23 protein-coding genes are annotated in these 25,320 nt (G+C 69.9%); 11 read left to right on the top strand and 12 right to left on the bottom strand.

Annotated features, from left to right (window positions below; translation table 11 throughout):
* Window positions 1–331: 331 nt before the first annotated feature.
* Both AC0699_RS34760 and AC0699_RS34755 read left to right on the top strand, forming a co-directional pair.
* Window positions 332–619, top strand: a complete 288-nt coding sequence (locus AC0699_RS34760) for a hypothetical protein (RefSeq protein ID WP_478668535.1) — start codon at window positions 332–334, stop codon at window positions 617–619.
* Window positions 620–910: 291 nt separating this feature from the next.
* Window positions 911–1,414, top strand: coding sequence for a DUF5949 family protein (locus tag AC0699_RS34755; RefSeq protein ID WP_478668531.1), 504 nt, complete (start codon window positions 911–913; stop codon window positions 1,412–1,414).
* 74 nt (window positions 1,415–1,488) lie between these two features.
* Here the strand turns inward: AC0699_RS34755 and AC0699_RS34750 are convergent, their stop codons facing one another.
* Window positions 1,489–1,623, bottom strand: coding sequence for a hypothetical protein (locus tag AC0699_RS34750; RefSeq protein WP_478668527.1), 135 nt, complete (start codon window positions 1,621–1,623; stop codon window positions 1,489–1,491).
* A gap of 170 nt (window positions 1,624–1,793) precedes the next feature.
* On the opposite strand from AC0699_RS34750, the gene AC0699_RS34745 reads away from it, so the two are divergent.
* Window positions 1,794–2,435, top strand: coding sequence for a vitamin K epoxide reductase family protein (locus tag AC0699_RS34745; RefSeq protein ID WP_478668524.1), 642 nt, complete (start codon window positions 1,794–1,796; stop codon window positions 2,433–2,435).
* A gap of 2 nt (window positions 2,436–2,437) precedes the next feature.
* On the opposite strand, the gene AC0699_RS34740 is transcribed toward AC0699_RS34745, so the two are convergent.
* On the bottom strand, window positions 2,438–4,012 hold the full coding sequence (locus AC0699_RS34740; RefSeq protein WP_478668520.1) for an IclR family transcriptional regulator domain-containing protein: 1,575 nt from the start codon (window positions 4,010–4,012) through the stop codon (window positions 2,438–2,440).
* A 181-nt stretch (window positions 4,013–4,193) separates the two neighbouring features.
* Between AC0699_RS34740 and AC0699_RS34735 the strand changes: the two genes are divergently transcribed.
* Together AC0699_RS34735 and AC0699_RS34730 are read left to right on the top strand one after the other, a co-directional pair.
* Window positions 4,194–5,390 (top strand): thiolase family protein, encoded by a 1,197-nt coding sequence (locus AC0699_RS34735; protein WP_478668516.1) that lies wholly within the window; start codon window positions 4,194–4,196, stop codon window positions 5,388–5,390.
* A 64-nt stretch (window positions 5,391–5,454) separates the two neighbouring features.
* Window positions 5,455–6,639 carry a 4-hydroxybenzoate 3-monooxygenase gene (locus AC0699_RS34730; RefSeq protein ID WP_478668511.1) on the top strand — a complete coding sequence of 395 codons (1,185 nt, stop codon included), beginning with the start codon at window positions 5,455–5,457 and terminating at the stop codon, window positions 6,637–6,639.
* Window positions 6,640–6,817: 178 nt separating this feature from the next.
* On the opposite strand, the gene AC0699_RS34725 is transcribed toward AC0699_RS34730, so the two are convergent.
* From AC0699_RS34725 to AC0699_RS34710, 4 genes are all read right to left on the bottom strand, one after another.
* Window positions 6,818–8,155: a phosphoribosyltransferase family protein gene (locus tag AC0699_RS34725; RefSeq protein WP_478668507.1), complete on the bottom strand. Its 1,338-nt coding sequence runs from the start codon at window positions 8,153–8,155 to the stop codon at window positions 6,818–6,820.
* A 105-nt stretch (window positions 8,156–8,260) separates the two neighbouring features.
* Window positions 8,261–9,385 carry a sulfite oxidase gene (locus tag AC0699_RS34720; RefSeq protein ID WP_478668503.1) on the bottom strand — a complete coding sequence of 375 codons (1,125 nt, stop codon included), beginning with the start codon at window positions 9,383–9,385 and terminating at the stop codon, window positions 8,261–8,263.
* A gap of 36 nt (window positions 9,386–9,421) precedes the next feature.
* Window positions 9,422–10,099 carry a flavodoxin family protein gene (locus AC0699_RS34715; protein ID WP_478668544.1) on the bottom strand — a complete coding sequence of 226 codons (678 nt, stop codon included), beginning with the start codon at window positions 10,097–10,099 and terminating at the stop codon, window positions 9,422–9,424.
* Between the two features lie 596 nt (window positions 10,100–10,695).
* The gene (locus AC0699_RS34710) at window positions 10,696–11,499 is read right to left on the bottom strand and encodes a hypothetical protein (RefSeq protein ID WP_478668499.1); all 804 of its coding nucleotides are present in this window, start codon (window positions 11,497–11,499) and stop codon (window positions 10,696–10,698) included.
* A gap of 1,224 nt (window positions 11,500–12,723) precedes the next feature.
* On the opposite strand from AC0699_RS34710, the gene AC0699_RS34705 reads away from it, so the two are divergent.
* From AC0699_RS34705 to rfbC, 3 genes are all read left to right on the top strand, one after another.
* On the top strand, window positions 12,724–13,167 hold the full coding sequence (locus tag AC0699_RS34705) for an STAS domain-containing protein (RefSeq protein WP_478668495.1): 444 nt from the start codon (window positions 12,724–12,726) through the stop codon (window positions 13,165–13,167).
* 81 nt (window positions 13,168–13,248) lie between these two features.
* Window positions 13,249–14,193, top strand: coding sequence for a glucose-1-phosphate thymidylyltransferase RfbA (rfbA, locus tag AC0699_RS34700; RefSeq protein WP_478668492.1), 945 nt, complete (start codon window positions 13,249–13,251; stop codon window positions 14,191–14,193).
* A 69-nt stretch (window positions 14,194–14,262) separates the two neighbouring features.
* Entirely contained in the window at window positions 14,263–14,862 is a 600-nt protein-coding gene (rfbC, locus tag AC0699_RS34695) for a dTDP-4-dehydrorhamnose 3,5-epimerase (protein ID WP_478668489.1), read from the top strand.
* 739 nt (window positions 14,863–15,601) lie between these two features.
* Here rfbC and AC0699_RS34690 read toward each other — a convergent pair.
* Window positions 15,602–16,285 (bottom strand): hypothetical protein, encoded by a 684-nt coding sequence (locus AC0699_RS34690; RefSeq protein ID WP_478668486.1) that lies wholly within the window; start codon window positions 16,283–16,285, stop codon window positions 15,602–15,604.
* 216 nt (window positions 16,286–16,501) lie between these two features.
* On the opposite strand from AC0699_RS34690, the gene rfbB reads away from it, so the two are divergent.
* Window positions 16,502–17,476, top strand: a complete 975-nt coding sequence (gene rfbB, locus AC0699_RS34685) for a dTDP-glucose 4,6-dehydratase (RefSeq protein ID WP_478668482.1) — start codon at window positions 16,502–16,504, stop codon at window positions 17,474–17,476.
* Window positions 17,473–18,375, top strand: a complete 903-nt coding sequence (rfbD, locus tag AC0699_RS34680) for a dTDP-4-dehydrorhamnose reductase (RefSeq protein ID WP_478668479.1) — start codon at window positions 17,473–17,475, stop codon at window positions 18,373–18,375. The genes rfbB and rfbD overlap by 4 nt, the downstream gene beginning before the upstream one ends.
* Window positions 18,376–18,487: 112 nt before the next feature.
* On the opposite strand, the gene AC0699_RS34675 is transcribed toward rfbD, so the two are convergent.
* Together AC0699_RS34675 and AC0699_RS34670 are read right to left on the bottom strand one after the other, a co-directional pair.
* Window positions 18,488–19,762, bottom strand: coding sequence for a glycosyltransferase (locus tag AC0699_RS34675; protein ID WP_478668477.1), 1,275 nt, complete (start codon window positions 19,760–19,762; stop codon window positions 18,488–18,490).
* Window positions 19,759–20,163, bottom strand: a complete 405-nt coding sequence (locus tag AC0699_RS34670; protein WP_478668474.1) for a tetratricopeptide repeat protein — start codon at window positions 20,161–20,163, stop codon at window positions 19,759–19,761. Before AC0699_RS34670 ends, AC0699_RS34675 begins: the two co-directional genes overlap by 4 nt.
* 743 nt (window positions 20,164–20,906) lie before the next feature.
* Here AC0699_RS34670 and AC0699_RS34665 point away from each other — a divergent pair.
* Window positions 20,907–21,266, top strand: coding sequence for a UBP-type zinc finger domain-containing protein (locus AC0699_RS34665; protein ID WP_478668470.1), 360 nt, complete (start codon window positions 20,907–20,909; stop codon window positions 21,264–21,266).
* Window positions 21,267–21,307: 41 nt separating this feature from the next.
* On the opposite strand, the gene AC0699_RS34660 is transcribed toward AC0699_RS34665, so the two are convergent.
* The 3 genes from AC0699_RS34660 to AC0699_RS34650 all read right to left on the bottom strand — a co-directional run bounded on the left by AC0699_RS34660 (window position 21,308) and on the right by AC0699_RS34650 (window position 25,101).
* Window positions 21,308–22,258, bottom strand: a complete 951-nt coding sequence (locus tag AC0699_RS34660; protein WP_478668467.1) for a DUF5996 family protein — start codon at window positions 22,256–22,258, stop codon at window positions 21,308–21,310.
* 92 nt (window positions 22,259–22,350) lie between these two features.
* The gene (locus AC0699_RS34655; RefSeq protein ID WP_478668464.1) at window positions 22,351–22,815 is read right to left on the bottom strand and encodes an SRPBCC family protein; all 465 of its coding nucleotides are present in this window, start codon (window positions 22,813–22,815) and stop codon (window positions 22,351–22,353) included.
* A 141-nt stretch (window positions 22,816–22,956) separates the two neighbouring features.
* On the bottom strand, window positions 22,957–25,101 hold the full coding sequence (locus tag AC0699_RS34650; RefSeq protein WP_478668461.1) for an NPCBM/NEW2 domain-containing protein: 2,145 nt from the start codon (window positions 25,099–25,101) through the stop codon (window positions 22,957–22,959).
* Window positions 25,102–25,320: the final 219 nt, after the last annotated feature.

Below are 25,320 nucleotides of genomic sequence, written 5' to 3'. Positions count from 1 at the left end.
CTTCCCCACCCCCCCCCCCCCCCCTCACCCCCCCCCCCCCCCACCCCCCCCCCCCCCCCCCCCCCCCCCCCCCCCCCCCCCCCCCCCCCCCCCCCCCCCCCCCCCCCCCCCACGACCTTTTCGGCGTGCTCCCGCAGCTGATACGAACATCCGGGCGGCCGCTTCATTCGGGTGGGGATACAGGAATCCCCGGGATTCGGAGTTTCTGGCGCGGTGACGGATCGTTACAGAACGTGTAGCTGCACGACAGGCAGGCGCGAGCATCCGCAATATGCCTGAGCCGTACGTCACTTGCGCGCGCGACACGCGTCGCCGAAGGGGAGATTCACTGATGAAGTCCATGAGGGTCGCTGCGGTCGTTGCCGGTTCCCTGGTGGCCGCGGGTGCCGCCGCCCCGGCTTTCGCCGCTTCCGAACTCACTCCGAGCAGCCTCAACGGGGCGGTCGGGACCGTCGCGGAAGAGACCACGACCTCCTTGGAGCCGCTCGCGAACGAGGCGCTGGACACGGAGAAGAAGGGCTCGCTGCTCAGCAGCGTCAAGGACGCCAGCGGCGACCTGGGCAAGGTCAAGAAGGCCGCTCCGAGCCACCTCCTCGGCGGACTCCCCATGGGCGCCTGAGCGCGTGAGCGCCGGTGACGAATTCACCCGACTGAATTCCGTGGATTGCGCTGGATGAGCGATGTCGGTGGTGCGGTTCCGGGCCGGCCCGGCGGAATGGGGGTTCCGCAGGGCCGGCCTTTCGTCGCCGGCCGGTCCGCTGCCGGTCCGCTGCCGGTCCGCTGCCGGGCCCATGCCCGGGTGCGTACGCGCGAGCGAGCGCGACACCTTCGGGGTCAATCGGTGGTGGGGCTCCCCCGCGCGTGTGACACCGACGCCCGAACGATCCCGGTAAGTCGCTAAGGTCCGACCGTGACCTCAACCCCCAGCGCAGTACGCGCCTTCCGCCCGGCCCAGCTGGGCACCCTCGTCGTCATCGCCTGGAGCGGCGAACATCCTGACGACGAGCGCGACATGCCTTTCCTCCTGGCCTACTCACTCGGGGACGGCGACGGCGGCCCCGAAGGGGTGGAGGCCGCCGCCCGGCAGCTGCTCGCCGATGTGGGCCTGCCGGTCGGAACCGAGTACGTGGACGCCGCCCAGGCCGTCGGCCTCCCCGTCAGCCTCCTTGTCGAGGCGGGTCAAGCGGTCCTGACGATGCCTCATCTCACCGCCCAGTGCGCGGTGCCGCCGGAGTGGCTCGCCGCGGTGCAGGAGCGGGGCCATGTCTATTTCGTCTTCGCCACCCGGCCGTGGCCGGAGGCGGCTCCCGGGGTGCCGGTCACGGAGGAGGAGCTGCGGGAGTTCGTGGGCGACGAGGCGATGCTGTCGACGGCGGCGCACTGCCTGCTGCCGGTGCGTCAGCTGCGCGGGTGAAGCGGCAGCGGACGCCGAAAGGCCCGACGGGCGGGTGCATGACCGCCTGCCGGGCCTTGGTTACGCCCTACGGATCAAAGGTGCTGGGGCGCGCTCGCCGGGCAGCAGGCCGCGGGGTGCGCGACCTCCCGGGTGACCCCGGCGAGCTTGAGTGTTATCCAGCTGCTCGGGGCGGCGGCCGCCCCCGGGCGGCGAAGCGTCAGCTTCATGATCGAGCTCCTCGATACAAGGGTCAGGGACAACCGCGACGCTAATCGGAATCTGACGATCCGTCGCGTTGAGCGGGACGGCGATTACTGCGTGTGCGCATCGGCCCAGGTGGGCGAAGGGTCGGGGAACCGATCCTGAAGGACCGGTCGGAGAGGGGACCTGGAGAGACATGGAGACACAAGCGAGGGCACGCGTCCCGCGCCCGGCGACGGCGCCGGACGACGCCCCGTCAGATGCGGTCGGCGGTAGCCGCGGCTTCGCACTCCTGCTCGTCGTCACGGGCGCGGCGGGACTGCTCGCGTCGTGGGTCATCACGATCGACAAGTTCAGGCTGCTCGAAGACCCGCACTTCACGCCGGGCTGCAGCCTCAACCCGGTCGTGTCCTGCGGCAACATCATGAAGAGCGACCAAGCCGCGGCCTTCGGCTTCCCCAACCCGATGCTGGGCCTTGTCTCGTACGCCGTCGTGATCGGCGTCGGGGCCGGCCTCCTGGCGGGCGCCCGCTACCGCCGCTGGTTCTGGCTCGCCCTCAACGCCGGCACCCTCTTCGGCGTCGCGTTCTGCACCTGGCTCCAGTTCCAGTCGCTGTACCGCATCAACGCGCTGTGCCTGTGGTGCTCCCTCGCCTGGACCGCCACGATCCTCCTGTTCTGCTACGTGACCCGCCACACCGTCGAACACCGGATGCTCCCGGCACCGGCCGGCCTGCGGAACGGCCTGCGCGAGTTCGGCTGGGTACCGCCGGTGCTGTGGACGGGGATCATCGGGATGCTGATCCTGACGCGCTGGTGGGACTTCTGGACGAGCTGACGTCAGGCCTCCGGGATGCGCGTGAAGCGGCCCGCGATGTGGAGGTCGGACTCGATGTGGGCGGCGGTGGCGCGGAGTTGGGGGAGGACGTCCGTGAGGCACTCGTCGGGAGTGCGGCGGGCCGTGTGCATGGCGACGTTGAGTGCGGCGACGGTACGGCCCGTGTGGTCGTGGACCGGAACGGCCAGGGAACGGAGTCCCTCTTCGAGTTCCTCATCGACCAGGGCATGGCCCTCCTGGCGGACGCGGTCGAGGAGCGAGGCGAGGCGGGCGGGGTCGGTGATGGTGCGGGGGGTCAGCGGACGAAGCTCGGTGCGGCCGATGCGGGCCGCGCGCTCGTCCGCGGGGAGGCCCGCGAGCAGGACACGGCCCATGGAGGCCGCGTACGCCGGGAGGCGGGTGCCGACGGTGATGTTGACGCTCATGATGCGCTCGGTGGCGACCCGGGCCGTGTAGCGGATGTCGTCGCCGTCGAGGACGGCGAGCGACGCGGAGTCATGGACACGGCGGACCAGCTCCGCCAGGTGCGGTACGGCGATGTCCGGGAGCGTCGTCCGGGAGAGCGGGGGACAGCCGAGGGACAGCACGCGCGGGGTGAGGCGGAAGGCCCGGTCCCGTGAGGTGACGTACCCGAGGTGCTCCAGGGTGATGAGGGCGCGGCGGGCGGTGGCGCGGGCGAGGCCGGTGGCTTCGGCGATCGCGCTGAGGCCGAGTTCCGCCCGGCCCTCGCCGAAGGCGGTGATGACGGTCAGTCCGCGGGCCAGCGACTCCACGAACTCCGCGCCGAGCTCCTGCTTGGACGCGGTGGTCCAGTGCGCGAGTCCGGCGGCGGCGGGCTCCGCGGCGGGCGGGGCCTGCCGCAGCTCCTGTTCCATCGCGGCCACGGTCTCGCGTACCCGGGGAAGTACCGCGCGGCGCAGTGAGTCGGCGCTGTGGCGGCTGGTGTGGCTGACGACGCTCAGCGCGCAGGCCGGCCGTCCCCGCGGGTCGTGCACCGGGACCGCGAAGGCGATCAGCCCGTGCTCGATCAGCTGGTCGTCCAGCGCCCAGCCGTCCTTCGCGGCGCGGGCCGTCCGTTCCTCGAAGGCGGCTCCGGGGCGCCACGCCGCCCGTTCCTCGTCCGACCATGCGGCGGCGAACAAGGGGCCCGGTGCGGTGCGTTCGGCGGGCAGCAGATCGCCGATGCGGAAGGTCAGCGACATGGCGCGACGCCGGGTGGTCTGGTGGATGAAGCGGATGCCGTCGCGGTCGGGGACGGCGAGCGACACCGACTCGTCGAGCTCCTCGGCGAGCCGCTCGGCGAGCGGGCCGAGCGGGCCCGGCAGCCCGACCGCGGCCAGATACGCGTTGCCGAGCTCCATGAGCCGGGGCGCGAGCCCGGCCGCGTGGCCGTCGAGGCGCACGTAACCCATGCGCGCGAGAGTGGCGGCGACCCGGTCGACGGTGGACCGGGCCAGCCCGGTCGTACGGACGAGTTCGCTGAGGCTCATCCGGCCGCCGGCCTCGCTGATCCCGCGCAGCACGGCGATACCGCGCATCAGCGGACCTACGGCCTCTGCGGGGGGCGTGGCTGACATCGGTTCTCCAGGGCGTTGACATGCGTGACGGGTGCACGCACACTCGGGGGCGACTCAATTGTGAACTGTAGTTCATCTGGCGAACAGGGCAGGCGTCGCGGACAGGTCGACACCGCATCCTGGGAGGAGTCGCCCGTGCGGATGTGCGTGCGAAGGCCGCCGCACCCATGAAGGAGCTGACATGACCGACCGTCTGCGCGATGTGTACATCGTGGACGCCGTCCGTACGCCCATCGGCAAGTACGGCGGCGCTCTGTCCGGCGTGCGCCCCGACGATCTCGCCGCGGGCGTGCTCGGTGCCCTCGTCTCCCGTACTCCGGAGCTCGACCCGGCCCGTATCGACGACGTCTTCTTCGGTGACGCCAATGCCGCGGGCGAGGACAACCGGGACGTGGCCCGCATGGCCGTGCTGCTCGCGGGCCTGCCGGTCACCGTCCCCGGCACGACCGTGAACCGGCTCTGCGGCTCCGGGATGGAGGCCGTCATCCAGGCCGCCCGCGCCATCGCCGTCGGCGACGCGTCGATCGCCGTCGCGGGCGGCGTCGAGTCGATGAGCCGCGCGCCCTGGGTGGTGCAGAAGCCGGAGCGCGGCTTCCCCGCTGGTCACCAGCAGATGTACTCGACGACCCTCGGCTGGCGGATGGTCAACCCGCGCATGCCCGACGAATGGACCGTCGGCCTCGGTGAAGGGGCGGAGCTGCTCGCCGAGCGGTACGGCATCGGGCGCGAGGAGCAGGACTCCTTCGCCCTCGCCAGCCACCGGAACGCGGCACGTGCATGGTCCGAAGGGCTGTACGACGGCGAGGTCGTCCCCGTCGACGGCGTGGAGCTCGCGCGCGACGAGTGCATCCGCGACAGCACGTCGCCCGAGGCGCTGGCCAAGCTGAAGCCGGTGTTCCGGACGGACGGCAGCGGGACGGTCACCGCGGGCAACTCCTCCCCGCTCAACGACGGCGCCGCCGCGCTGCTGCTCGTGGACGAGGACGGTCTGCGCGCCACCGGCCGCGAACCCCTCGCCCGCATCGGCGCCTCAGCCGTCACCGGCATCGAGCCGCAGTACTTCGGGGCGGGACCGGTCGAGGCCGTCCGCCGTGCCCTGAAGAAGGCCGGCCGGGAGTTCGGCGATCTGCACACCGTCGAGCTCAACGAAGCCTTCGCCGCCCAGGCGCTGGCCTGTCTGCGCCAGTGGCCGGGGCTCGACCCGGCCGTCGTCAACCCGCGCGGCGGTGCCATCGCCATCGGCCACCCCCTCGGCGCATCCGGCGCCCGGCTCACCGGCGCCGTCGCCCACCAGCTCGCCGCCACGGGCTCCGGCACCGGCCTCGCCACGCTGTGCATCGGCGTGGGGCAGGGCCTGGCACTGGTACTGGAGAGGTGACGCGTCCCGGCGAGGACGAGCACGAGCACCGTGATCCCCACCCAGGAGCGGACGAGGAGCACTGATGCACACCAGCGTCGGCATCATCGGCGGCGGTCCCGCAGGACTGCTGCTGGCACGGTTGCTGCACAGCGCGGGGATCGACAGCGTGGTCCTGGAGCGCCGTGACCGCGCGTACGTCGAGCAGCGGCAGCGCGCCGGCATCCTCGAACAGGCCACCGTGGATGCCCTCCGCGCCGCCGGGGCCGGGGAACGGATGGACCGCGAGGGCATGCCCCACCACGGCATCGAGCTGCGCTTCGGCCGCCGCGCGCACCGCGTCGACTTCCCGTCCCTCACCGGCGGGCGGAGCGTGATGGTGTACGCGCAGACCGAGGTCGTGAAGGACCTGATCACCCTCCAGCTCGCCGCCGGCGGTCCGCTGCTGTTCGGAGCCGAAGTGACCTCCGTCGAGGGCGCCGACACCGAGAGCCCGGTGATCCGTTACGTACACGAAGGCCGCGAACAGACGCTGACCTGCGACTACGTCATCGGCTGCGACGGCTTCCACGGCGTGGCACGGAACGCGATACCCGAGTCCGTGCGGACCGGGTACGAGCGGACGTACCCGTACTCCTGGCTGGGCATTCTCGCCGAAGCGCCGCCCGTCTACGAGGAGTTGATCTACGCCCACTCGGAGCGCGGGTTCGCGCTCGCCAGCATGCGGTCGGCATCGGTGAGCAGGCTCTACCTCCAGGTGCCGAACGGCACCGACCCCGCGGACTGGTCCGACGAGCGGATCTGGGACGAGCTCGACGCCAGGTTCGCGACCGACGCCGACCCGGGGTGGCGGCTGGAGCGCGGTCCGGTCATGTCCAAGGCGGTGCTCCCGATGCGCAGTCACGTCACCGAACCCATGCGCCACGGCCGGGTCTTCCTGGCCGGCGACGCGGCGCACATCGTCCCGCCGACCGGGGCGAAGGGGCTCAATCTGGCCGCCGCCGATGTGATCGTGCTGGCCCGGGCGCTGATCAGCCGGCGGGACAGCGGCTCGACGGAGCTGCTGGACGCGTATTCGGACACCTGCCTGCGCCGTGTGTGGCGTGCGGAGCACTTCTCGTACTTCATGACGACGACGCTGCACGCGGATCCGGCGCAGCCGGCGTTCGAGACGCGCCTGCAGCTGGCGCAGCTGGAGCGGGTGGCGACGTCGCCGCACGCGGCGGCGGAACTGGCGGAGAACTACACGGGGTTGCCGCTCCCGTGCTGACGGGGGCGCTGCCCAGGACCCCCGGTCGTCGACCGCCGGAGGGGCCTGTGGACGTGGCCCCTCCGGCGATCGAGGACTCCGCCCTGGGCCGGGGTCGTGTGTCAGCCCGCCTCTCGCATCGTTCTCGGCGTTCGCCAGGTGAACTTCGATTCACTGGGTGAGAGCGTCCGGCGCCTCGTTACGGCGCCTGCGGCGTGAGGTGCACCGTGAACCAGTCGCGGGCGAGCGCCGACACTTCCTCCAGTGCTCCCGGCTCCTCGAAGAGATGCGTCGCGCCCGGGACGACCGTCAGCTGGTTCTCGCAGCGCAGCGCCGCCTGGGCCTGGCGGTTGAGGTCCAGGACCGTCGTGTCGTTGCCGCCGACGATCAGCAGCGTCGGCGCGCGTACGCCGGGGAGCCGGGGACCGGCCAGATCGGGCCGCCCGCCGCGGGAGACCACGGCGCCTACCTCCTTGCCGGCGGTGGACGCCGCCCACAACGCCGCCGCGGCGCCGGTGGACGCCCCGAAGTAGCCGATCGGAAGGTATGCGCGGGTGCGCAGCCACTGGGTGGCGCCCGCGAGCCTGCGGGCGAGGATCTCGATGTCGAAGACGTTCGCCCGGTCCGCGGCCTCGGCCTCGGTGAGCAGGTCGAAGAGCAGGGTGCCGAGGCCGGCCCGGTTGAGGGCCGATGCGACCGACCGGTTGCGCGGGCTGTGCCGGCTGCTGCCGGAGCCGTGCGCGAACATCACGACCGCTCCGGCCCCGTCCGGCAGGGTGAGTTCCCCGGCGAGCCGGACGCCGCCCGCCTCGACGTCGACGTCCTCGGCCTCCGCACCCCGGGGATCGACGCCCCGGGGATCGACGCCCTGCGGGTCGACTCCCCCGGGATCGCTCTGCGTGGCCTCGGCCGCCTGTGCCAGCAGGGAGACGACCTCCTCGTCGGCGGTCTGCGAGAAGTCCCGGTACCACTCACCGACGGCCGAGAACGCGCGCGGCGTCGACAGGCACACCACCTCGTCGGCCTCGGTGCGCAGCCACCCGACGGCGTCCGGCGGCGCCACCGGCGCGGCCAGCACCACATGGGCCGCTCCCTGCGCCCGTACGACCTCGCAGGCGGCCGCGGCGGTGGCGCCGGTGGCGATCCCGTCGTCCACCACGATCACCGTCCGGCCCTTGATGTCTATCCGTGGCCGGTCGGCCCGGAACCGCTCCGCCTGCCGTACGAGTTCGGCCGCCTCGGCCTGTTCCACCGCCTCGACGTCCTTCGCCGAGACGTGCCCCCGGCGGACGATGTCGTCGCTGATGACCCGCACCCCGCCCTCGCCGATGGCACCGAACCCCAGCTCCCGGTGGTACGGCACCCCCAGCTTCCGCACGACGATCACGTCCAGCGGCGCCCCGAGCACCCGCGCCACCTGGAACGCCACGGGCACCCCGCCCCGCGGCAGCCCGAGCACAACGGGATCAGCCCCCCGCAGATGCCGCAACGCTTCGGCGAGGCGCTGCCCCGCGTCCACGCGATCGGTGAACAGCACAGTGGTTCACCCCCAAGCCAGGAGGGGAGACAGAAACCACGTCCACACCTACTTCGAACCAACCCCATGGCGGGCCGCTCCGCAACTCGGGCCGGAGGGCACGAGTCAGCGCCCCTCCGGCAGGCAGAGCACAGGAATCCGCTGGACGAGGTTGTTGCCGAAGCCGCCGCGGTTCCACGCCTGATCGAGGGGCTGGGTACGCCCGTCGGCATCGGTGGCGCGGACGCTGAGCACATGGCGGCCGGGTGTGGCCGCCCATGCCGTATGCCAGTGACGCCAGGCCCAGGCGTGGCCCTCCGGGGGTGTCAGTGCGGCGTCGTGCCACGTACGGCCGTCGTCGGTACTGACCTCCACCCGTACGACCGGCGCGTGGCCGGACCATGCGCGGCCCTCCAGCCCCATCCGGCCGGGGCGCACCACACGGGCCCGGGACATGAAGTCCGGGAATCCGGGCGGGATCATCAGGGCGCGCGGCGCGACGCGGGTGACCGGTTCGCCGGGGTCGTCGGGGGACTGCTTGTAGCGGTACGCGACCGACTGCTGGAAGCCGGTGAACGGGGTGTCGGTGAGGCTGATGTCCCGCAGCCACTTCACATGCGCCATCCCGTACCAGCCGGGCACCACCAGCCGTACGGGACGGCCGTGCTGCGGCGGCAGCGGACGGCCGTTCATCTCGTACGCGACCAGCACCTCGGGATCGCTGCCGGTGGCCACGGACAGCGGGAGGCTGCGCTGGTAGTCCTGCTCGACCCCGCGCTCGACCCCGTGGTCGGCGCCCGTGAACACCGCCTCGACGGCGTCCGGCTCCACCCCGGCCTCGGCGAGCAGGGTCCGCAGCGGCACCCCGGTCCACTCCGCCGTCCCGACCGCCTCCACCAGCCACGGCTGGCTCACCGGGCGCGGGCTGAGCCGTGCCCGGCCGTTGCCCGCGCACTCCATCGTGACCCGGTGGGTGACGGGCTCGTACGCCCTCAGCGCCGCCACGTCCAGTGTCAGCGGGGTGCGCACCCGGCCCCCTACGGTGAGCCGCCACTCGGCGGCTTCGGCGGCGGGGATGTCGTAATGGACGAGGACGTAGTGCAGCCCGGGCGGAGTCACGTCGTAGCGCAGCGCCTCCAGCGGCAGCCCGTGGTTGCGGGCGGCGAGCGCCAGCTCCTCCGGGCTGATGCCCTCGCCGGGCCCGGCGAGGCGCCCGGGTGTGCTGATTTCGCCGAGGCGGGCGTCGTCCATGCCCTCATGGTGCGCCGTCCGCGCGCGGGACGCGCTTCAGCGGTGCTCGGGGTTCGGGAAGTCGTAGCGGCACCCGGCGTCCCACTCCGAGCGCTGGTTGCCGTGCGCGGGGATGCCACCTGCCTGCTTGAGCATGGCGCCGAGGTGCATCAGGTTCCAGGTCATGAAGGTGGTGTTGCGGTTGGTGAAGTCGTTCTCCGGCCCGCCGGACCCGGGGTCGAGATACGAGGGCCCGGGCCCGGCCTCCCCGATCCAGCCCGCGTCCGCCTGCGGCGGGATCGTGTAGCCGAGGTGCTGGAGGCTGTAGAGGACGTTCATCGCGCAGTGCTTCACGCCGTCCTCGTTGCCCGTGATGAGACACCCGCCGACCCGGCCGTAATACGCGTACTGTCCGCGGTCGTTGAGCAGCGACGAGCACGCGTACAGCCGCTCGATCACCTGCTTGGTCACCGAGCTGTTGTCGCCGAGCCAGATCGGCCCGGCCAGCACCAGGATGTCGGCCGCCATGACCCGCTCGTACAGCGCGGGCCACGCGTCGCTCTCCCATCCGTGCTCGGTCATGTCCGGCCACACGCCGGTCGCGATGTCGTGATCGACGGCTCGTACGAGCTCGGTGGCGACGCCGTTGGCCTCCATCACCGTGCGGCTCTTGTCGATCAGCCCCTGGGTGTTGCTGGCCTCGGGCGAGCGCTTGAGCGTGCAGTTGATGAACATCGCCCGCAGGTCGTCGTAGCGCGGGGTGTCGGGGGAATCGGGGGATACCAACGGAGCCTCCGGGGGACGTGGCCGATCCTCGCGGGGAGAGTAGTGCCGGTGCGACGGCGAGTGTGGGACGACGGCGTCCGCGATCGGGTGATCAGGACGGACCGGTCCTCCCGGCGGTTGGTGACGGTTCGGTTGCATGGCCGGGGGCCGCCGTTCCCCGCGGTTCGATCGCGTCGTTGGCCCGGGCATGGACGACTTCGGCAGCAATGCGATCCCTGTCCCCGACGCCCGGCTGGCCGGCGCGTACTGGCTCGCCCCCCGTGCGCATGACGAAGCCGGCTGTGAGTGGTGTGTGCAACTGCGGGAGGCTGACGCCCGGGCCCGCCGGGCAGCTTGGGAGGCAAAACGTTCCCCTGCGGCCTGGGTCGTGCCCCCGGGGCTGCCGCCTCGCCCCGCAATCCCCGGCCGGGCCCATACGGGCCGTCGGGATTCACTCGCCGGCGGCGCTCAGGTCGGCGCTGACTGAGTTCGCCACGGAGTTACCCCTTGTCACCCCTTGAAGGCCGGCCACTCACGACTCATCGCAAAGGCCGCCCCGGCCGGACTCATGTCCAGGAAGCGCTGGAAAACAATCCGCCGAGGCCGAAGGCGCCCGAGTTGGAGAACTCGAGAGTGTCTTCGTTCCGGCGATGGCGGCCTGAGTAGTCCCTTGAACCTCCTGAGTAGTCCCTTGATCCACTTGAGTAGTCCCTCGAAGCACTTGAGTAGTCCCTCGAAGCAACCTGGTCGGATTTCACAAGGTGACCCTCGGCCGCGAGGACCTGCACACGTTGCAGAACCGTCCTCAGTTCGAGACCGAGTTCGTTCGCGACGACCTGCAGGTCCAGCCCGGAGTGCCAGCTCCACACCAGCACCGAGTCCATCGATGGTGACCAGATGGGACCGGACACCTGAGGCGGCTCGGCCCACATCTGTTCCTCAACGGCGGCAGCAGCAGAATAGGAATTGCTCGCCTGGGACGGCGGTGCTGCGTAGGGAGCTGATGCTGCGGCGGCCGTACTCGTCTCTCCCCGAGGGAAAGACGCATGCGTATCCGAAGACGCCTGACCGGCCTCCCCGCCCATCTCGCAGGCCTGGTCGGACATTCGCGTCAGCAGATTCGCCGCCACATTGCGGGCCCCCTCCCGGCCGACAGTCCTGCGGGCAACTCTGACCTCGCGCTCCTGCAAGCCCATCATGCCGGCGACGGTGCCGTCGTCACCGACGACCACCGCGAATGCGGCAAGCAGCCTCGTACGCTCGGCCTGCGCCTCATCCAGGGCACTCTGCGCCAGCCGCACCCGGTCATCGCCGGCACAGAAGGCTTTTGCCAGAACAGTATTTCTTTCCCACAACTCACGCGGTTCCACACACGCACAAACGCTTCGCCTACCCCCGGGACTCGCGACTGCGCCAGAATTCACACGATGAGCTCCAATAGCTAAAGGTTTTCGCCACCCGGTCGTGGCAACGGGGAGCGGGGCGCCGGCCGGAGCACGATGCATTCGATTGCATGTCCCGATCGTCGTACCAGTCGGCAGGCGTATTTACGATTCGGCAGAACTATTACCGGGACTGTTACCGGGGCCTCGGCACGCGCCCGACGGCATCGGGAGGGGACGGCCGTCCTCTCCCGGTCGATTCCACCCCTGCCTCCGCCCATGAGGGGGATGCCGGCGCGGGATCCCGCTCGAGCCGCAGCATGCGGAGCGTCCTTTGTGTCTCCTCCTCGAATGCTCTGCTGGAGGCGAGCCTGTCCCACTGCAGGTCGCGGGTTCCCGGCAGCATCGCGCCGCGTGCCCGCCACTCGGCCACCAGCTGCCCGTAAAGCGGCGTCTGGGCGAGCTCGCCCTGGCCGTACAGGCTGTCCGGAGTCCGTGTGCCCGGATGCGCACCGGCAGACGCCGCATCGGGCTGCGGGCCGTCGGCCGGTGTCGTGCCGGAGGCCGACGACGCACGGAGGTCGGACGCTTCCAGGGTCGGCCGGCGTTCCCACGCGCGGACTCCGACCTGAGGAACCGGTGTGGGCAGGGGGTTCGGCCCGCCAGGGGGGACCTGCGGTGTGTTGTAAGAATTCATCATTGACGAAACGATTTCCCGCGCCGACGGACACTTAACTGGCGCCGATATCCTCACCGCCGCGTGCAGCGCCGCCGTCCACCGCGACCGCCGGGGCCGCATCTGAGCCGCCGACCACGGTGTGGCAGCGGTGGTGACACCGGGGGAGGAAGGGAGCCTGCCTGGGCTCGGGTGCGTTTCGTGAATGAACGACCGAGGCTCGTCCAGCGAATCTCATCGTAGGGCTCCCTGGCCGGGAATCGGTCAGGAAGAGCGTGATCCACCCTTATGGAGCATCGCGATGAGGTCGACGAGGCCAGCTGATAGGGAAAACGTATCGCATCACGACCAAAATGAATGCTTTCCTCGGTCCTCACCCGTTTGGATCGTACGCGGGTGCAGTTGGCGGTGCTTGTGCGGTAGGTGTAGAGCGCGATTTCGGCAGCGCCGCAACGGCCGCGCCGAAGTGCACCAGCAATCTTGCCGAAGGGGACTCTCGTCCATGGCGGTCAATCCCTGAGGGGGGTTTCAATAACATGAGCCTTGCGGAACCGGTCACGGTGCATTCGGACCCGACTGGCACCGGCCAACGCGCCGCCTCCGGTCGGTGGAACGATCCGCTGGCGATCTCCTATTGCCAGACCGTTGATCGCACGCTCGTCATTGCGCTCCGAGGCGTGATCGACGAAATCAGCGTGTATCCTTTGCGGTTCATGCTCACCGTCGCTGTGAAATCCGGATACTCACGCCTTGTGGTGGACTGCGCGGAAATCACGGATTGCGACAAAGAACTTCTCGAACTTTTTCTTTCCTGGAAGCGCAACGGCAGAAATCTTGTCCTGGTCCACCCTTCGTCGCCCGTACGCAGATTGATTGCGACCGAGATTTCGAGGCGACTTTTCCTGTGCGCAATTTCGGTCAAGCAGGCACTGGACCTGGTGGAGAGGTCAGGGGGGAGTCCGCCAGACCCTCGGATCTGATCTGCACGGCGTCACCGCTGAGGCGCCGGACGCTCCGTGTCGGAATGCGGCAGCTATTGGCGGTCCACCTACAGTGACGCCATGCGAGGAATTCTGTTGGCCGGCGGCACCGGCTCGCGACTCTGGCCGTTGACTCGCTCGGTGTCCAAGCAGCTGCTGCCGGTCTTCGACAAGCCCATGGTCTATTACCCGCTGTCCACCCTGGTGATGGCCGGGGTCCGGGAGATCCTCATCATCACCGCCCCGGAGGACCAGCACCAGTTCCGAAGGCTGCTCGGCGACGGCGATCAGCTGGGCCTGCGGCTGGAGTACGCGACGCAAGAGCGCCCGGAGGGCATCGCCCAGGCCTTCGTACTGGGCGCCGACTTCATCGACGACGAGGCGGTCGCCCTGATCCTGGGCGACAACATCTTCCACGGCAGCGGACTCGGCACACGGCTGACCCAGCACGCCGGCATGAAGGGCGGCAGGGTGTTCGCGTACCCGGTGGCCAACCCCTCGGCGTACGGGGTGGTGGAGTTCGACGAGCTGGGCCAGGCACTGTCCATCGAGGAGAAACCGGCCCGGCCGAAGTCCCGGTACGCCGTGCCGGGCCTGTACTTCTACGACAACCGCGCCGTGGACATCGCGCGCGGCCTACAGCCCAGTGCCCGGGGCGAGTTGGAGATCACCGACCTCAACCGCTGCTATCTGGAGTCCGGTGAGCTGCACGTCATCCGGCTCGACCGGGGCACCGCCTGGCTGGACACCGGGACCTTCGCCTCCATGGTTCAGGCTTCGGAGTTCGTCCGGGTGATCGAGGAGCGCCAGGGCTTCAAGATCGGCTGCATCGAGGAGACGGCCTGGCGGTCCGGCCTGATCGACGACGACCAGCTCCGGGCGCTGGCCCAGCCGCTGCTCAAGAGCGGGTACGGCCAGTACTTGCTGGGACTGCTGGAAGACTCCCGATGCGCCGTCATGCCACAACGGGGAAGCCGAGCGCGTCGGGACGTACTGCTGCGAACAGGACCGGGCGCTCCTGTGTAGCCGCGGACCGCTTGGGGTTACGGACGTGGTGTTCAGCAAATCGAGCGACGTGTGGAAGGAAGCGATCACGTGAAACCACTGGGCATCGAAGGGGCCTGGGTGGACACACCCGAGGTCTTCACGGACAGCAGGGGCCGCTTCCACGAGTGGTTCAAGACCGACCGGTTCCACGCTGTGACCGGCCAGAAGCTCAGTCTCGAGCAGGCCAACTGCTCTCGCTCCGTACGCGGCACTCTCCGTGGAATCCACTGTGCGGCGGTCCCGCCGGGCCAGGCCAAGTACGTCACCTGTGTCAGCGGCGCCGTCCTCGATGTCGTGGTCGACATCCGCGTCGGCTCCCCAACCTTCGGTCAGTGGGAGGCAGTTCAGCTCGACGACGAGGACCACCGGTGCGTCTATCTCTCGGAAGGGCTGGGCCACGCCTTCATGGCGCTGGACGATCACGCCACCGTCGTCTACCTGTGCTCGCAGGGATACGCGCCGCAGCGTGAGTTCGGGATTCACCCGCTCGATCCGGCACTGGCGATCGAGTGGCCCGAGGGCCTCGACCCGCTGCTCTCCGCGAAGGACGCTGCGGCGCCCACGCTCGGGGAAGCCGAACGGCAAGGACTGCTGCCTTCCTTCGAGGACTGCAATGCCTATCGTCGAAGTATGCGAGCCGTCAACTGAAATCCTCCCGCCGGCGGCCCCGCTGAACCGCCGCCCTTGCCGGTCCCGATTTATGCGTCAAGTATTGCGGCGCCGGAATCGACATCTGTCCGCCCCGCAACGGAAATGGGTGGAAGTCGTTGAGGGAGTAATCAACTCTGATTCACGGCCGCTTGGGTGATCTTCGTCCACGACACGAACCAGCTCGTAATCATTCAATCGCCGAGGCTGAAGAATGGTGCTGTCCGTGGCCAAGGGCGACGTGACACGCATGCGAATGCAACGCACTCATAGCGTGTGCATGCTGGCGGTTTGGTCACTCCAAGTTCCGTGAGGAAGGTTCTCCGTGAGCCGTAAAGCGATCCGTAGTTCCCGGGTCAAAACCACAACATTGGTTTCGGCGGGCGCACTTGCTGCCGTACTCAACATTCTCCCCAGCACGGCGGCCATCGCCGACGCGATCCAGAGGTCCGGCACCGAGCACAGCTTCGGGATGCCGGGCCCGAACGGCGCAACGAGTGCCGACCGCGACCGCGACCGCAACCGTGGGCCGCAGGGACCGCGAGGCAGGACAGGCCCGCAGGGTCCGCAGGGTGCGCAGGGCGTGCCGGGTGAGGACGGCGAGGACGGGGAGGACGGCGAGGACGGCGCCCAGGGTCCGCAGGGCACGCAGGGTGTGCCGGGTACGGGTACTCAGGGCCCGCAGGGTTCGCAGGGTTCACAGGGCACGGGTACGCAGGGCCCGCAGGGTTCGCAGGGCTCACAGGGTGAACAGGGTGACCCCGGCGGCCCCCAGGGTCCGCAGGGCGACCCGGGTGCCGATGGCGCTGACGGTGCACAGGGTGCCCCGGGCGCTGACGGTGCTGACGGTGCCCAGGGAGCCCAGGGTGCCGATGGTGCTGACGGTGCGCAGGGTGCCGCGGGCGCTGACGGCGCTGACGGTGCGCAGGGCGTGCCGGGCGCTGACGGTGCTGATGGTGCTGACGGTGCGCAGGGTGCCCCGGGTGCACAGGGTGCCGCGGGCGCTGACGGCGCTGATGGTGCGCAGGGTGCTGCGGGTGCTGACGGCGCTGACGGCGCGCAGGGTGCCCCGGGTGCCCAGGGTGCCGCGGGTGCCGATGGCGCTGACGGTGCGCAGGGTGCCCCGGGTGCCCAGGGTGCCGCGGGCGCTGACGGAGCTGACGGTGCTGACGGTGCGCAGGGCGCCCAGGGTGTCCAGGGTGCGGCGACGCTCGAGACCTACACCGTCACCGGCGCCCAGGGCACCCAGTCGACTGCCCTGTGCGGCATTGGCGACGTCGCCACCGGCGGCGGATACCAAGCCGGCGTCACGGGCGTCACCGTGGACCAGGATGCGCCCATCTTCACGGGTACCGGCCCTGCCACAGGGTGGCAGGTCACGGCAGCCGGGGGTCTCCCGGTCACCGCGTTCGCGCTCTGCCACGACGCGTGACACCTCCCGGGTGGGCTGTGGTGCGGTACGGACCGCCTGCCTCACCCGGGAATGAGTGACGGTGCCCCGAGGCTTCCGCCTCGCGGGCACCGTCCGCATTCCGCCCGCGCCCGCACGGCATGCGCCGGCTCGTCGCCCGCGATCCGGGTTTCGCACAAGAAATCATCCCCGGTTCTGAACGCCGGGCAGCAAAAGCTACGGAGAACCATGCGCATCCTTGTGACCGGCGGCGCCGGCTTCATCGGTTCGGAATACGTCCGCCAGCGCCTGTATTCGGATCCGGCCGCGCGGATCACGGTCCTCGACAAACTCACCTACTCAGGGGTCGAGGCCAATCTGGCGCCGGTGGCGGATCACCCGGGCTACAGCTTCGTCCGGGGTGACATCTGCGACCCGGACGTGGTCGACCAGGTAATGGCGGGCCAGGACGCCGTGGTGCATTTCGCGGCCGAGTCGCACGTGGACCGATCGATCGAGGGGGCCGGTCCTTTCGTCCGCACCAATGTGGTCGGCACCCAGGTGCTGCTGGACGCGGCGCACCGCCACGGCGTCGGCCGCTTCGTCCACGTCTCCACCGACGAGGTGTACGGCTCGATCAGCGAGGGCTCATGGAGCGAGGAGTGGCCGCTGGCGCCGAACTCCCCGTACTCCGCGTCGAAGGGCGGCTCCGACCTCCTGGCGCTCGCCCACCACCGCACCCACGGTCTGGACGTCGTGGTCACCCGGTGCTCCAACAACTACGGGCCGTACCAGTTCCCCGAGAAGGTCATCCCGCTCTTCATCACCAATCTGATCGACGGGGAAACGGTCCCCCTGTACGGAGACGGCCGCAACATCCGCGACTGGCTGCACGTCGCCGACCACTGCCGGGGCATCGAACTGGTCCTGCACGGTGGCAAGGCCGGGGAGATCTACAACATCGGCGGCGGGACCGAGGTGAGCAACCACAAGCTCACCGGACTGCTGCTGGACGCGGTCGGCGCAGGCTGGGACCGGGTCCAGTACGTGGCCGACCGCAAGGGCCACGACCTGCGCTACTCCCTGGACGACAGCAAGATCCGCGAGCACCTCGGCTACGCCCCGCAGGTGGCCTTCACGGAGGGCCTGGCCGCCACGGTCGCCTGGTACTGCGAGAACCGCTCCTGGTGGGAGCCGCTCAAGGCAAGGGCGGAGCTGGGATGACCACGAGCTGGCTGGTGACCGGTGCGGGCGGGCTTCTCGGCCGGGACGTGCTGGCGGAGCTCGCCGCCGACCCCGACGCCGCGGTGACGGGACTGAGCCGTGACGAGCTCGACATCACCGACCAGGCGGCCGCACACGCGGCCGTCGCCGGTCACCACGTGGTCGTCAACTGCGCCGCCTGGACGGACGTCGACGGCGCCGAGCGGGCCGAGGCGGAGGCCACCGCCGTGAACGGCACCGGCGTGCGCCATCTCGCGCGCGCCTGCGCGGGCAGCGGTGCTCTTCTGCTGCACGTCTCCACCGATTACGTGTTCCCGGGCGACGCCCGGCAGCCGTACCTCGAAGACGCGCCGACCGGCCCCGTCAACGCGTACGGGCGGGGCAAGCTGGCCGGTGAGCGGGCAGTGGCCGAACTGCTGCCCCGCACCGGCTACATCGTGCGCACCGCCTGGCTCTACGGCGCGCACGGCCGCAACTTCGTGACCACCATGCTCCAGCTCGCCGCTCAGCGCGAGACCCTGGATGTGGTGGCCGACCAGCACGGCCAGCCGACCTGGTCCCGTGCACTCGCCGGGCAGCTGGCCGCACTCGGCCGTGCCGCACTGGCCGGCCGGGCACCGGCAGGTGTCTACCACGGCACGGCAGCCGGCCACACCACGTGGTACGGCCTGGCCCGGGAGACCTTCCGTCTGAGCGGCCTCGATCCGGAACGGATCCGCCCGGTGGGGGCTGTGGCGTTCCCGCGCCCCGCTCCCCGCCCGTCGTTCGGCGTACTCGCTCACGGCAGCTGGCTGCGTACCGGGCTCACGCCCCTCCCACGGTGGGAGGACCAGCTGACCGCAGCCCTGGTCACGCCCGCCTTCGCCGGACTGGCGGCTGCGGCACGGTCGAGCAGCTGATGTTCCGCCGACCTGCCATCTGAACGCGCGAGGCGCCCGGCGGGAGATGTCATCCCTCCGGGTGCCTCGTCGTGCACGACCTGGACCCGCAACGGGTCCCGTCGTGCACGACCTAGACCCGCAGCGGTCCACCGCAGCGGGCGGCGCCCTCCTTCATCGCGATGAGGTTCGCCACCACGTACGAGATGTTGTTCTTGGAGTGCCAGTCGGTCGGGAAGTAGGTGACCAGCCGTGAATTCTGGAACCGGGCCTCGATCTCGGGCACGAACGCGCGGTACTGGTTGTCGGTGTAGTACCAGAAGGAGTTCTCGTTGTAGAAGGCGACGTGCGTCGGGTCCTGGTACGCGCCGCGGCCGTCGGCGCTGGGGGTCATGGTGAGGAGCATGCCCCCAGGAGCCAGCAGCCGGTACAGCTCGTTGATGAGCGGCACCTTCGCGGGCACGTGCTCGAGGAAGTCCACCGCCCGCATCAGGCCGACGGAGTTGTCGGGCAGGTCCAGTTTCTCGGGCAGTGTCGCGACGATGTCGACGCCCTCTCCCGGATACTGGTCCACGCCCAGATAGCCGGGCGGCTTCCGGTGGGCCGCGCCGAGGTCCAGCGCGAGCAGTCCACGGCGAGCGGTCCAGGCGAGGGCGTTGGCCTCGATGTACTTGTCGTACAGGGCGACCGTCTCACGCTGGATGTGTGCGTTGATCTCCGGATCGCGCTGTGTGTTCGCCTTGTGGATCCGCTGGAGGTACAGGCAGCGGGGGATGTGGTGGAAGTCGCCGGCTTGGAAGAGGCGGCACATCAGGTCCTGGTCGTCCAGGACCGTGCGGGTGGCGTCGTACCCGCCGACCTTCTCGTAGACGTCCTTGCGGAACGCCCGCACGTGGTTGGGCGCGTACCAGATGTAGGAGACGTTGTGCGGCGTCGGAGCCATGGACATGGCCTGCAGCAGCCGGCGGCCGTCGACGGTCACCTCCTCGTACTGCCAGCCGTGCGCCTTGTTGAAGCGGGACTCGTCCCGTCCCCCGTCCTCGGTGATCTGTGCGGTGTTGCTGTATACGAGGACGGCCTCGGGACGGTCGTCGAACGCCTCGGCGAGCTCCGCCAGGCACTCCTTCGCAAGGAGATCGTCGTGGTCGAGTTCCACGAGGATTTCTCCGCGGGCCAGTTCACAGGCTCTGCGTTTGGCCGCCCCGACGCCGTGGATGTCGTCTGCGATCTCCACGCGGACACGCTCGTCGGGCTGCTCCGGCCGCCATCGGGCGCCGTTGTTGAGCAGGACGACCCATTCCCAGTCCGAACAGGTCTGCGCCTGCAGGGTCGTCAGGCACTCATCGAGGAAGCGCGGCCGGTGGCTGGGGGTGAAGACGGAGAACCTCGGTGTCGCATTCGACGTCATCTGGTGGTACCTGCTTGGCTCGGAGTCGGTGAGGGGCTGGCGGAATCCTGGAACGGTTCCGGTACGAGGCGGTGCAGTGAGGGATCGGCCGAAACAGCGCGACGGAATGCATCCTGGGCTTCGTCGTCGCGGCCCTTCTTCGCCAGCACCTGCCCGAGATGCAAATGGGCCGTGGAGGCCTTCGGGTTGACGGCAACAGTCCGCTTCAGAAGCTTGATGGCGTGGTCGGGATCGCTCGACTGGAGCAGCACTGCTTCGTTGTAGAGGGCGGATGTGAACGACGGATCGATCTTCAGCGCGTTTTCATAGGCCGCACGGGCGGCATCCGTCCTGTGCTCCTGCTGCGCGATGACGCCCAGGTTGTACCAGGCGATCTTGTTGTCCGGATCCAGCTCCAGCACCCGCTTGAAGGTGACGGTCGCCCCGGCGGAATCCCGGTACTTCGACTGCAGAATTCCGGCCTGCAGGAGCGTTTGCGCCTCCAGGTCCTTCCGAGGCGCTGACGGGGCCCCGGCTTCCGAGGCCGCGGGCTGGGACAGAGTGGTCCAGACGGCTGCCCCGGAGGCAACCACCGCCGTTGCGGCGAGCCCTGTCCACAATCGCCTACGTTTCACTTGGTCACATCTCACGGGTTGGTAAGGGATGGGCGATCTGGCTGATGTCAGGTGGCTGACACGAGAGATCCGAGGGATATACCGACGGGATCGGAGTCCGAACCACCGGCATTGCCAATCAAGTTATGAGGTGGCCGTCATGACATCGGTGGTCGACAGGGGCTTAGGACGTGCAGACCACCCGAACGTACGCATCGGAGGCGCAGTTCATCCGAAGTGGACGGCGCGAACACTCCGATAAGCGGGATGGTTGCCGCGGTCCTTTGAGGACTGAGTTGCTTCCGCCGCTTGGAACAGGCCCAGTTGGGGCCGCATCCGGTGCTTTCCGTCAGTGCCGGGGCGGATTTCGTGCCCTCTCGAAGCCCCTGTGCCTTATCGCGAGGACGGGCCCGGAGTGATCGAGTGCGCTTGCACAACGCCTGATCATGCGGAGGACGTGTGTTCCTGCCGGGGGTCCGGCCGGGCCTGAGGGCCTGCCCGATCGCGCGGCAGCCGAGCCCGGGCCACACTGTTGTGTGGAGGTCTGTCACATGGCACATGACCAGATCCCGGGTATCGATCCCACCGCGACCCCCAGCGGGGCCGGCTGCGTGGAGTGCCTGGCGGGCGACGGGCCGGGGTGGTGGTTCCACCTGCGGCGCTGCGCCGAGTGCGGGCACATCGGGTGCTGCGACTCCTCGCCCTCGCAGCACGGTACGAAGCATGCGCGCGAAGCGGGACACCCGTTCCTGACCAGCTACGAGCCGGGCGAGGACTGGTTCTGGAACATCGACACCGGGCAGTACTACGAAGGCCCGCAGCTGCCGGGGCCCACCTCGCATCCGGCCTCCCAGCCGACCCCGGGCCCCCGGGACAAGGTCCCCGCGGACTGGCAGGCGCAGCTGCACTGAAGTAGCAGCTGCACTGAAGTATCAGCACCTGCACTGACGCGTCAGACGGGTGGTGGTGGGACCGGCAGGTGCGGGTCCGTGATCCCGCCGGGACAGGCGAGCCCGGCGACGTCCCAGCCTGCGCGCCCGGCTCCGGCCTGGTACGCGCTCTCGTAGAAGGCCAGTACGGCAGCCCGGGGGTCGCTCTCGGCGCGGGCCGCGTCGTACGGCAGCACGGCCAGGTGGCTGCCGCCGCGCTCGGCCCAGCGCGCCGACGCGGGGGTCAGCGGCTCACCGGCCAGACCCGCGGGCTCGGGAGCGGTGTAGGAGTAGAACGCGGGCTCGGCGAAGGTGTCGTCCCCGAACCAGAAACCGAAGCTGATCACCTCCCGGGAGTACGCCTCCCGCGTCACCGGGTCGACCTGCCGGGGCTGGTCGGCGTGACGCCCCGAGAACCGGCTGTGGGCGATGTCGAACGTGTGCCAGAAGTGGTGGACCGGGCTGGCCTTTCCCGAGAAGTGGGTCGCGAATTCCTCCAGTACCGACGCCACCTGGCTCAGGACCTGCCAGTAGCGGTTGGCCTGCACGGGGTCGTAGGTCGCGTGCTCGGTGTCCTCGGAGAACGGGCGGGCGGCGTCGGGCAGGTCGAACGGCCGCGGAACATCGATGTTCACCCGGACGCCCAGCGCGGCCAGCGAGTCCAGGACCGTGTCGTGGAAGGACGCCACGGACCGGCCGAAGAGCGGGAACGAGATCGCCCGGCCGTCGAGCGTCGCGACGATCAGTTGATGGCCGACGAAGTCGAAGTCCATCGTGAAGATCGGATTGCCGTCGATCTGTCCCATGGGGCGGGTGGTGATGCCCCGCCCGGTGAGATGGAACGGGACGTTCCACCAGTGATTGCGCCGGGCACTCGCGGCGAGGCGGATCTTGCCGACGACCTGCGCGAAGCGGTGCAGCGTTTCCTTGGTGTCCCGCCACTCGGCGAGCGGCATCGGCGGGAACAGCTCCATCGCGCGCCCCTTCCTGCCCGGCGCTCCTGCCGGACCGGCCATTCCATGATGACCACGCCGGTCATGTGCGGCACCTCGCCGGACCTGGGACCTCACTTCTCGTCCGCGGCCCTGACCGAGAGGTTGAGCTCGAGATCGCGCAGATCCTTGGTGATCGAGGAGCGGACCTTCCGCGCCATGAGCGGCGCGGCCAGCCGGTAGTAGCCGCCGGTGCCGCCCCGGACGCGGATGCGGGCGAGCGTGCCGTGCACATCCGGGGCGAACGTGTACGTGACGTGCATCGGCATGGGGCCGGCCACGGACACCATGTCCAGCAGCCGCGGCGGATCGTACGCGGCCACGCGGAGCACGTAGTCGATGCGCTTGCCGAGGAAGTACGCGGTACGCGTCACCTCGGCGCCGACTCCGAAACCACCGCCGTCGTCCGCCTCGCGGGTGAGCTCCGCAGTGCGGATGCCCTGGGTCCACTCGTGGTCGTGCCGCCAGTCCATCGCGTAGGCCGCGACGCGGTCGGCGGGGAGCGGGATGAGGCGTTCCGCAGTCTCGTCGATCGTCACTCCTTCAGGATTCCTCCCCGTGGCGCCGGGCGCAGCCCGTGCGGGCGGCACACGGCGCGGGGCCGCACGGCGCATGGCCGCACGGGAATCGACGGGCGGCCGGTGCCGGGTGCCGCATGGAGCGGCCCCCGGCACCGGTGCTCAGGCGCAGGTGAGCCGGGGTGCGGCCCAGTCCGCGTGGTCGTAGTCGATGCCGTCGCCGCCGTCCGTGACGACCAGCTTCAGCTCCAGCCCGCCGACCAGGTCCGCGGCGAGCGGCTTCGCCGCGTCCGCGCCGGTGACGCGGCCGCTGTCGGCGACCAGGGTGCCGTCGCGGTAGATCCGGAAAGCGACGGACCCGTTCGTGCCGCCCGCCTCGTCGTCCACACCCACACTCGTGGTGAGGGCGGAGCACCTGCCGCCGAGGTAGTACGTGATCGTCGACGGGGCGTGCGTGCCGAGGCCTCTGGCGTAGGTGGTGCCGTTGACGGTGAGGGTGCGGCCGTCGCCCGCGGGCCGTTCGCCGTTGCTGCGGTCGCGTTCGACCGGGCCCCAGCCGCCTGCCGCCGAGGCCCACGACAGATCGCTGAGCGCGTGCGTGCCGGCGGCCGGTCCGTTGCCGCAGGCCAGCTTCGCGTCCGCCCAGTCGGCGTGGTCGTAGTCGATGCCGTCGCCGCCGTCCGTGACGACGAGCCTCAGTTGCGTAGCTCCGCTGAGGTCCGCCGTGAGGCGCTTGGGCGGATCGTTCGCTGTGCGTGGTCCGCTGTCGGCGACCAGTGTGCTGTCGCGGTAGACACGGAAGACGGCCGAACCGCCACGCGTCGACTCGTCGTCCAGGCCGACATCGACGGCCAGCGAGCGGCAGGTGCCGCCCAGGTGGTACGTGATCGTCGACGGGGCGTGCGTGCCGAGGCCCTTGGCGTAGGTGGTGCCGCCGATGGTGAGGGTGCGGCCGTCGCCTGCGCCCTGTTCGCCGTTGCTGCGGTCGCGTTCGACCGGGCCCCATGCGTTGACCGCGGAGGTCCACGGCAGATCGCTGAGCTGGTGGAGGCCGCTCGGCGGGGTCACGGGACTGCCCGGCGTCACCCGGTACATCACCGTGCCGTGGGCGGGCACCGAGGCGCTGATCGGGCCCGTCGTGGTGCCGGTCTGCTTGGACCAGAGGTCCTTGAGCGCGTACGAGGACGCGCCGCCCAGACCGATCGCGTCGACCGTGGTCGAGATGGTCCGCGCCGATGCCGTCTCGTTCGTGAGGGTCACCGAACGGCCGCCGTCCGCAAGGGGCTTGGACATGACGACGAGGCCGCCGGAGCTGGAGAGGACCGTGCCCTGCTTGCCCAGGGGGTCCTGGTCGACGGCGATGACGTCGGTGTTCTTGAGGATCGCGAGGGTGGCGGGGGAGGCGTTGCGCAGGTCGCTGCCGATGAGCAGGGGTGCCGCCATCTGCGCCCAGAGGCTGAAGTGGGTGCGGTACTCGGTGTCGGTCATTCCGCCGTTGCCGACTTCCAGCATGTCCGGGTCGTTCCAGGCGCCGGGGCGGGCGTAGGGCGCCAGCGCCTGGTTCCGGTGCGCGATGTTGATCATGCTGGACCAGGAGTCGCTGATGTCCCCTGTGGTGCGCCAGGAGTTGCCGACGTCCTGCGCCCACCTCCAGGGCTCGTTCTCGCCCCACTCGCAGATGCTGAAGAGGATCGGCCGGCCGGTGGCTTTCAGGGCGTTCGCCATCGCCGTGTAGCGCTGCCGCGCATCCACGCCTGCGTTGTTGCAGTTGTCGTACTTCAGGTAGTCCACGCCCCAGGACGCGAACAGATCGGCGTCCTGCTGCTCGTGCCCGAGGCCACCGGGGAAGCCCTGCACGTCACAGGTCTTGGTGCCGGCGCTCGTGTAGATCCCGAACTTGAGCCCCTTGGAGTGGACGTAGTCGGCGACGGCCTTGATTCCGGCCGGGAAGCGCACGGGGTCGGGGACGAGGTTCCCGGACGCGTCGCGGGCCGGCAGCGCCCAGCAGTCGTCGATGTTGACGTAGGTGTACCCGGCGTCCTTGAGGCCCTGGGAGACGAAGGTGTCCGCGATGCCCTTGATCATCGCTTCGTTGAACTCGGCACGGCAGTGCGTGGAGTTCCAGTTGTTGAACCCCATCTGGGGGGTGCGGGCGAGGCCGTTGTCGGCGGCCGCGGCAGGGGGCGCGGCGGCCACCTGCGCGGTGACGGCGGCGGTGGCCGCCAGGGCTCCGCCGCCGATGAGGAGCGCGAGCGTGGTGGCGACGGCGGCGAGGCCCCGTCCTAAGGTGTGTCGTTCGGTAGGCAAGTGCGGCTCCGGAAGGCTTGAATGGAACACAAACGAACGGGGACGAACGAAACTCACCACATCCGATAGTGCCTGCGGCAGGGACACGTCAAGCCTTGTGACGCGAAGTGGTCCACTCTGTCGTCGCTTCGTCGCTTCGTCGCTTCGTCGCTTCGTCGCTTCGCCGCAGCGCGCGCCCAGTTCGATGTCAATCACCGCGGTGTCAAATGCGGTTGACGC

The sequence above is a fragment of the Streptomyces sp. NPDC043870 genome (assembly GCF_056435785.1).
The sequence above is the reverse complement of the archived record's forward strand: the minus strand, read 5'-3'. Positions and strand labels throughout refer to the sequence as shown.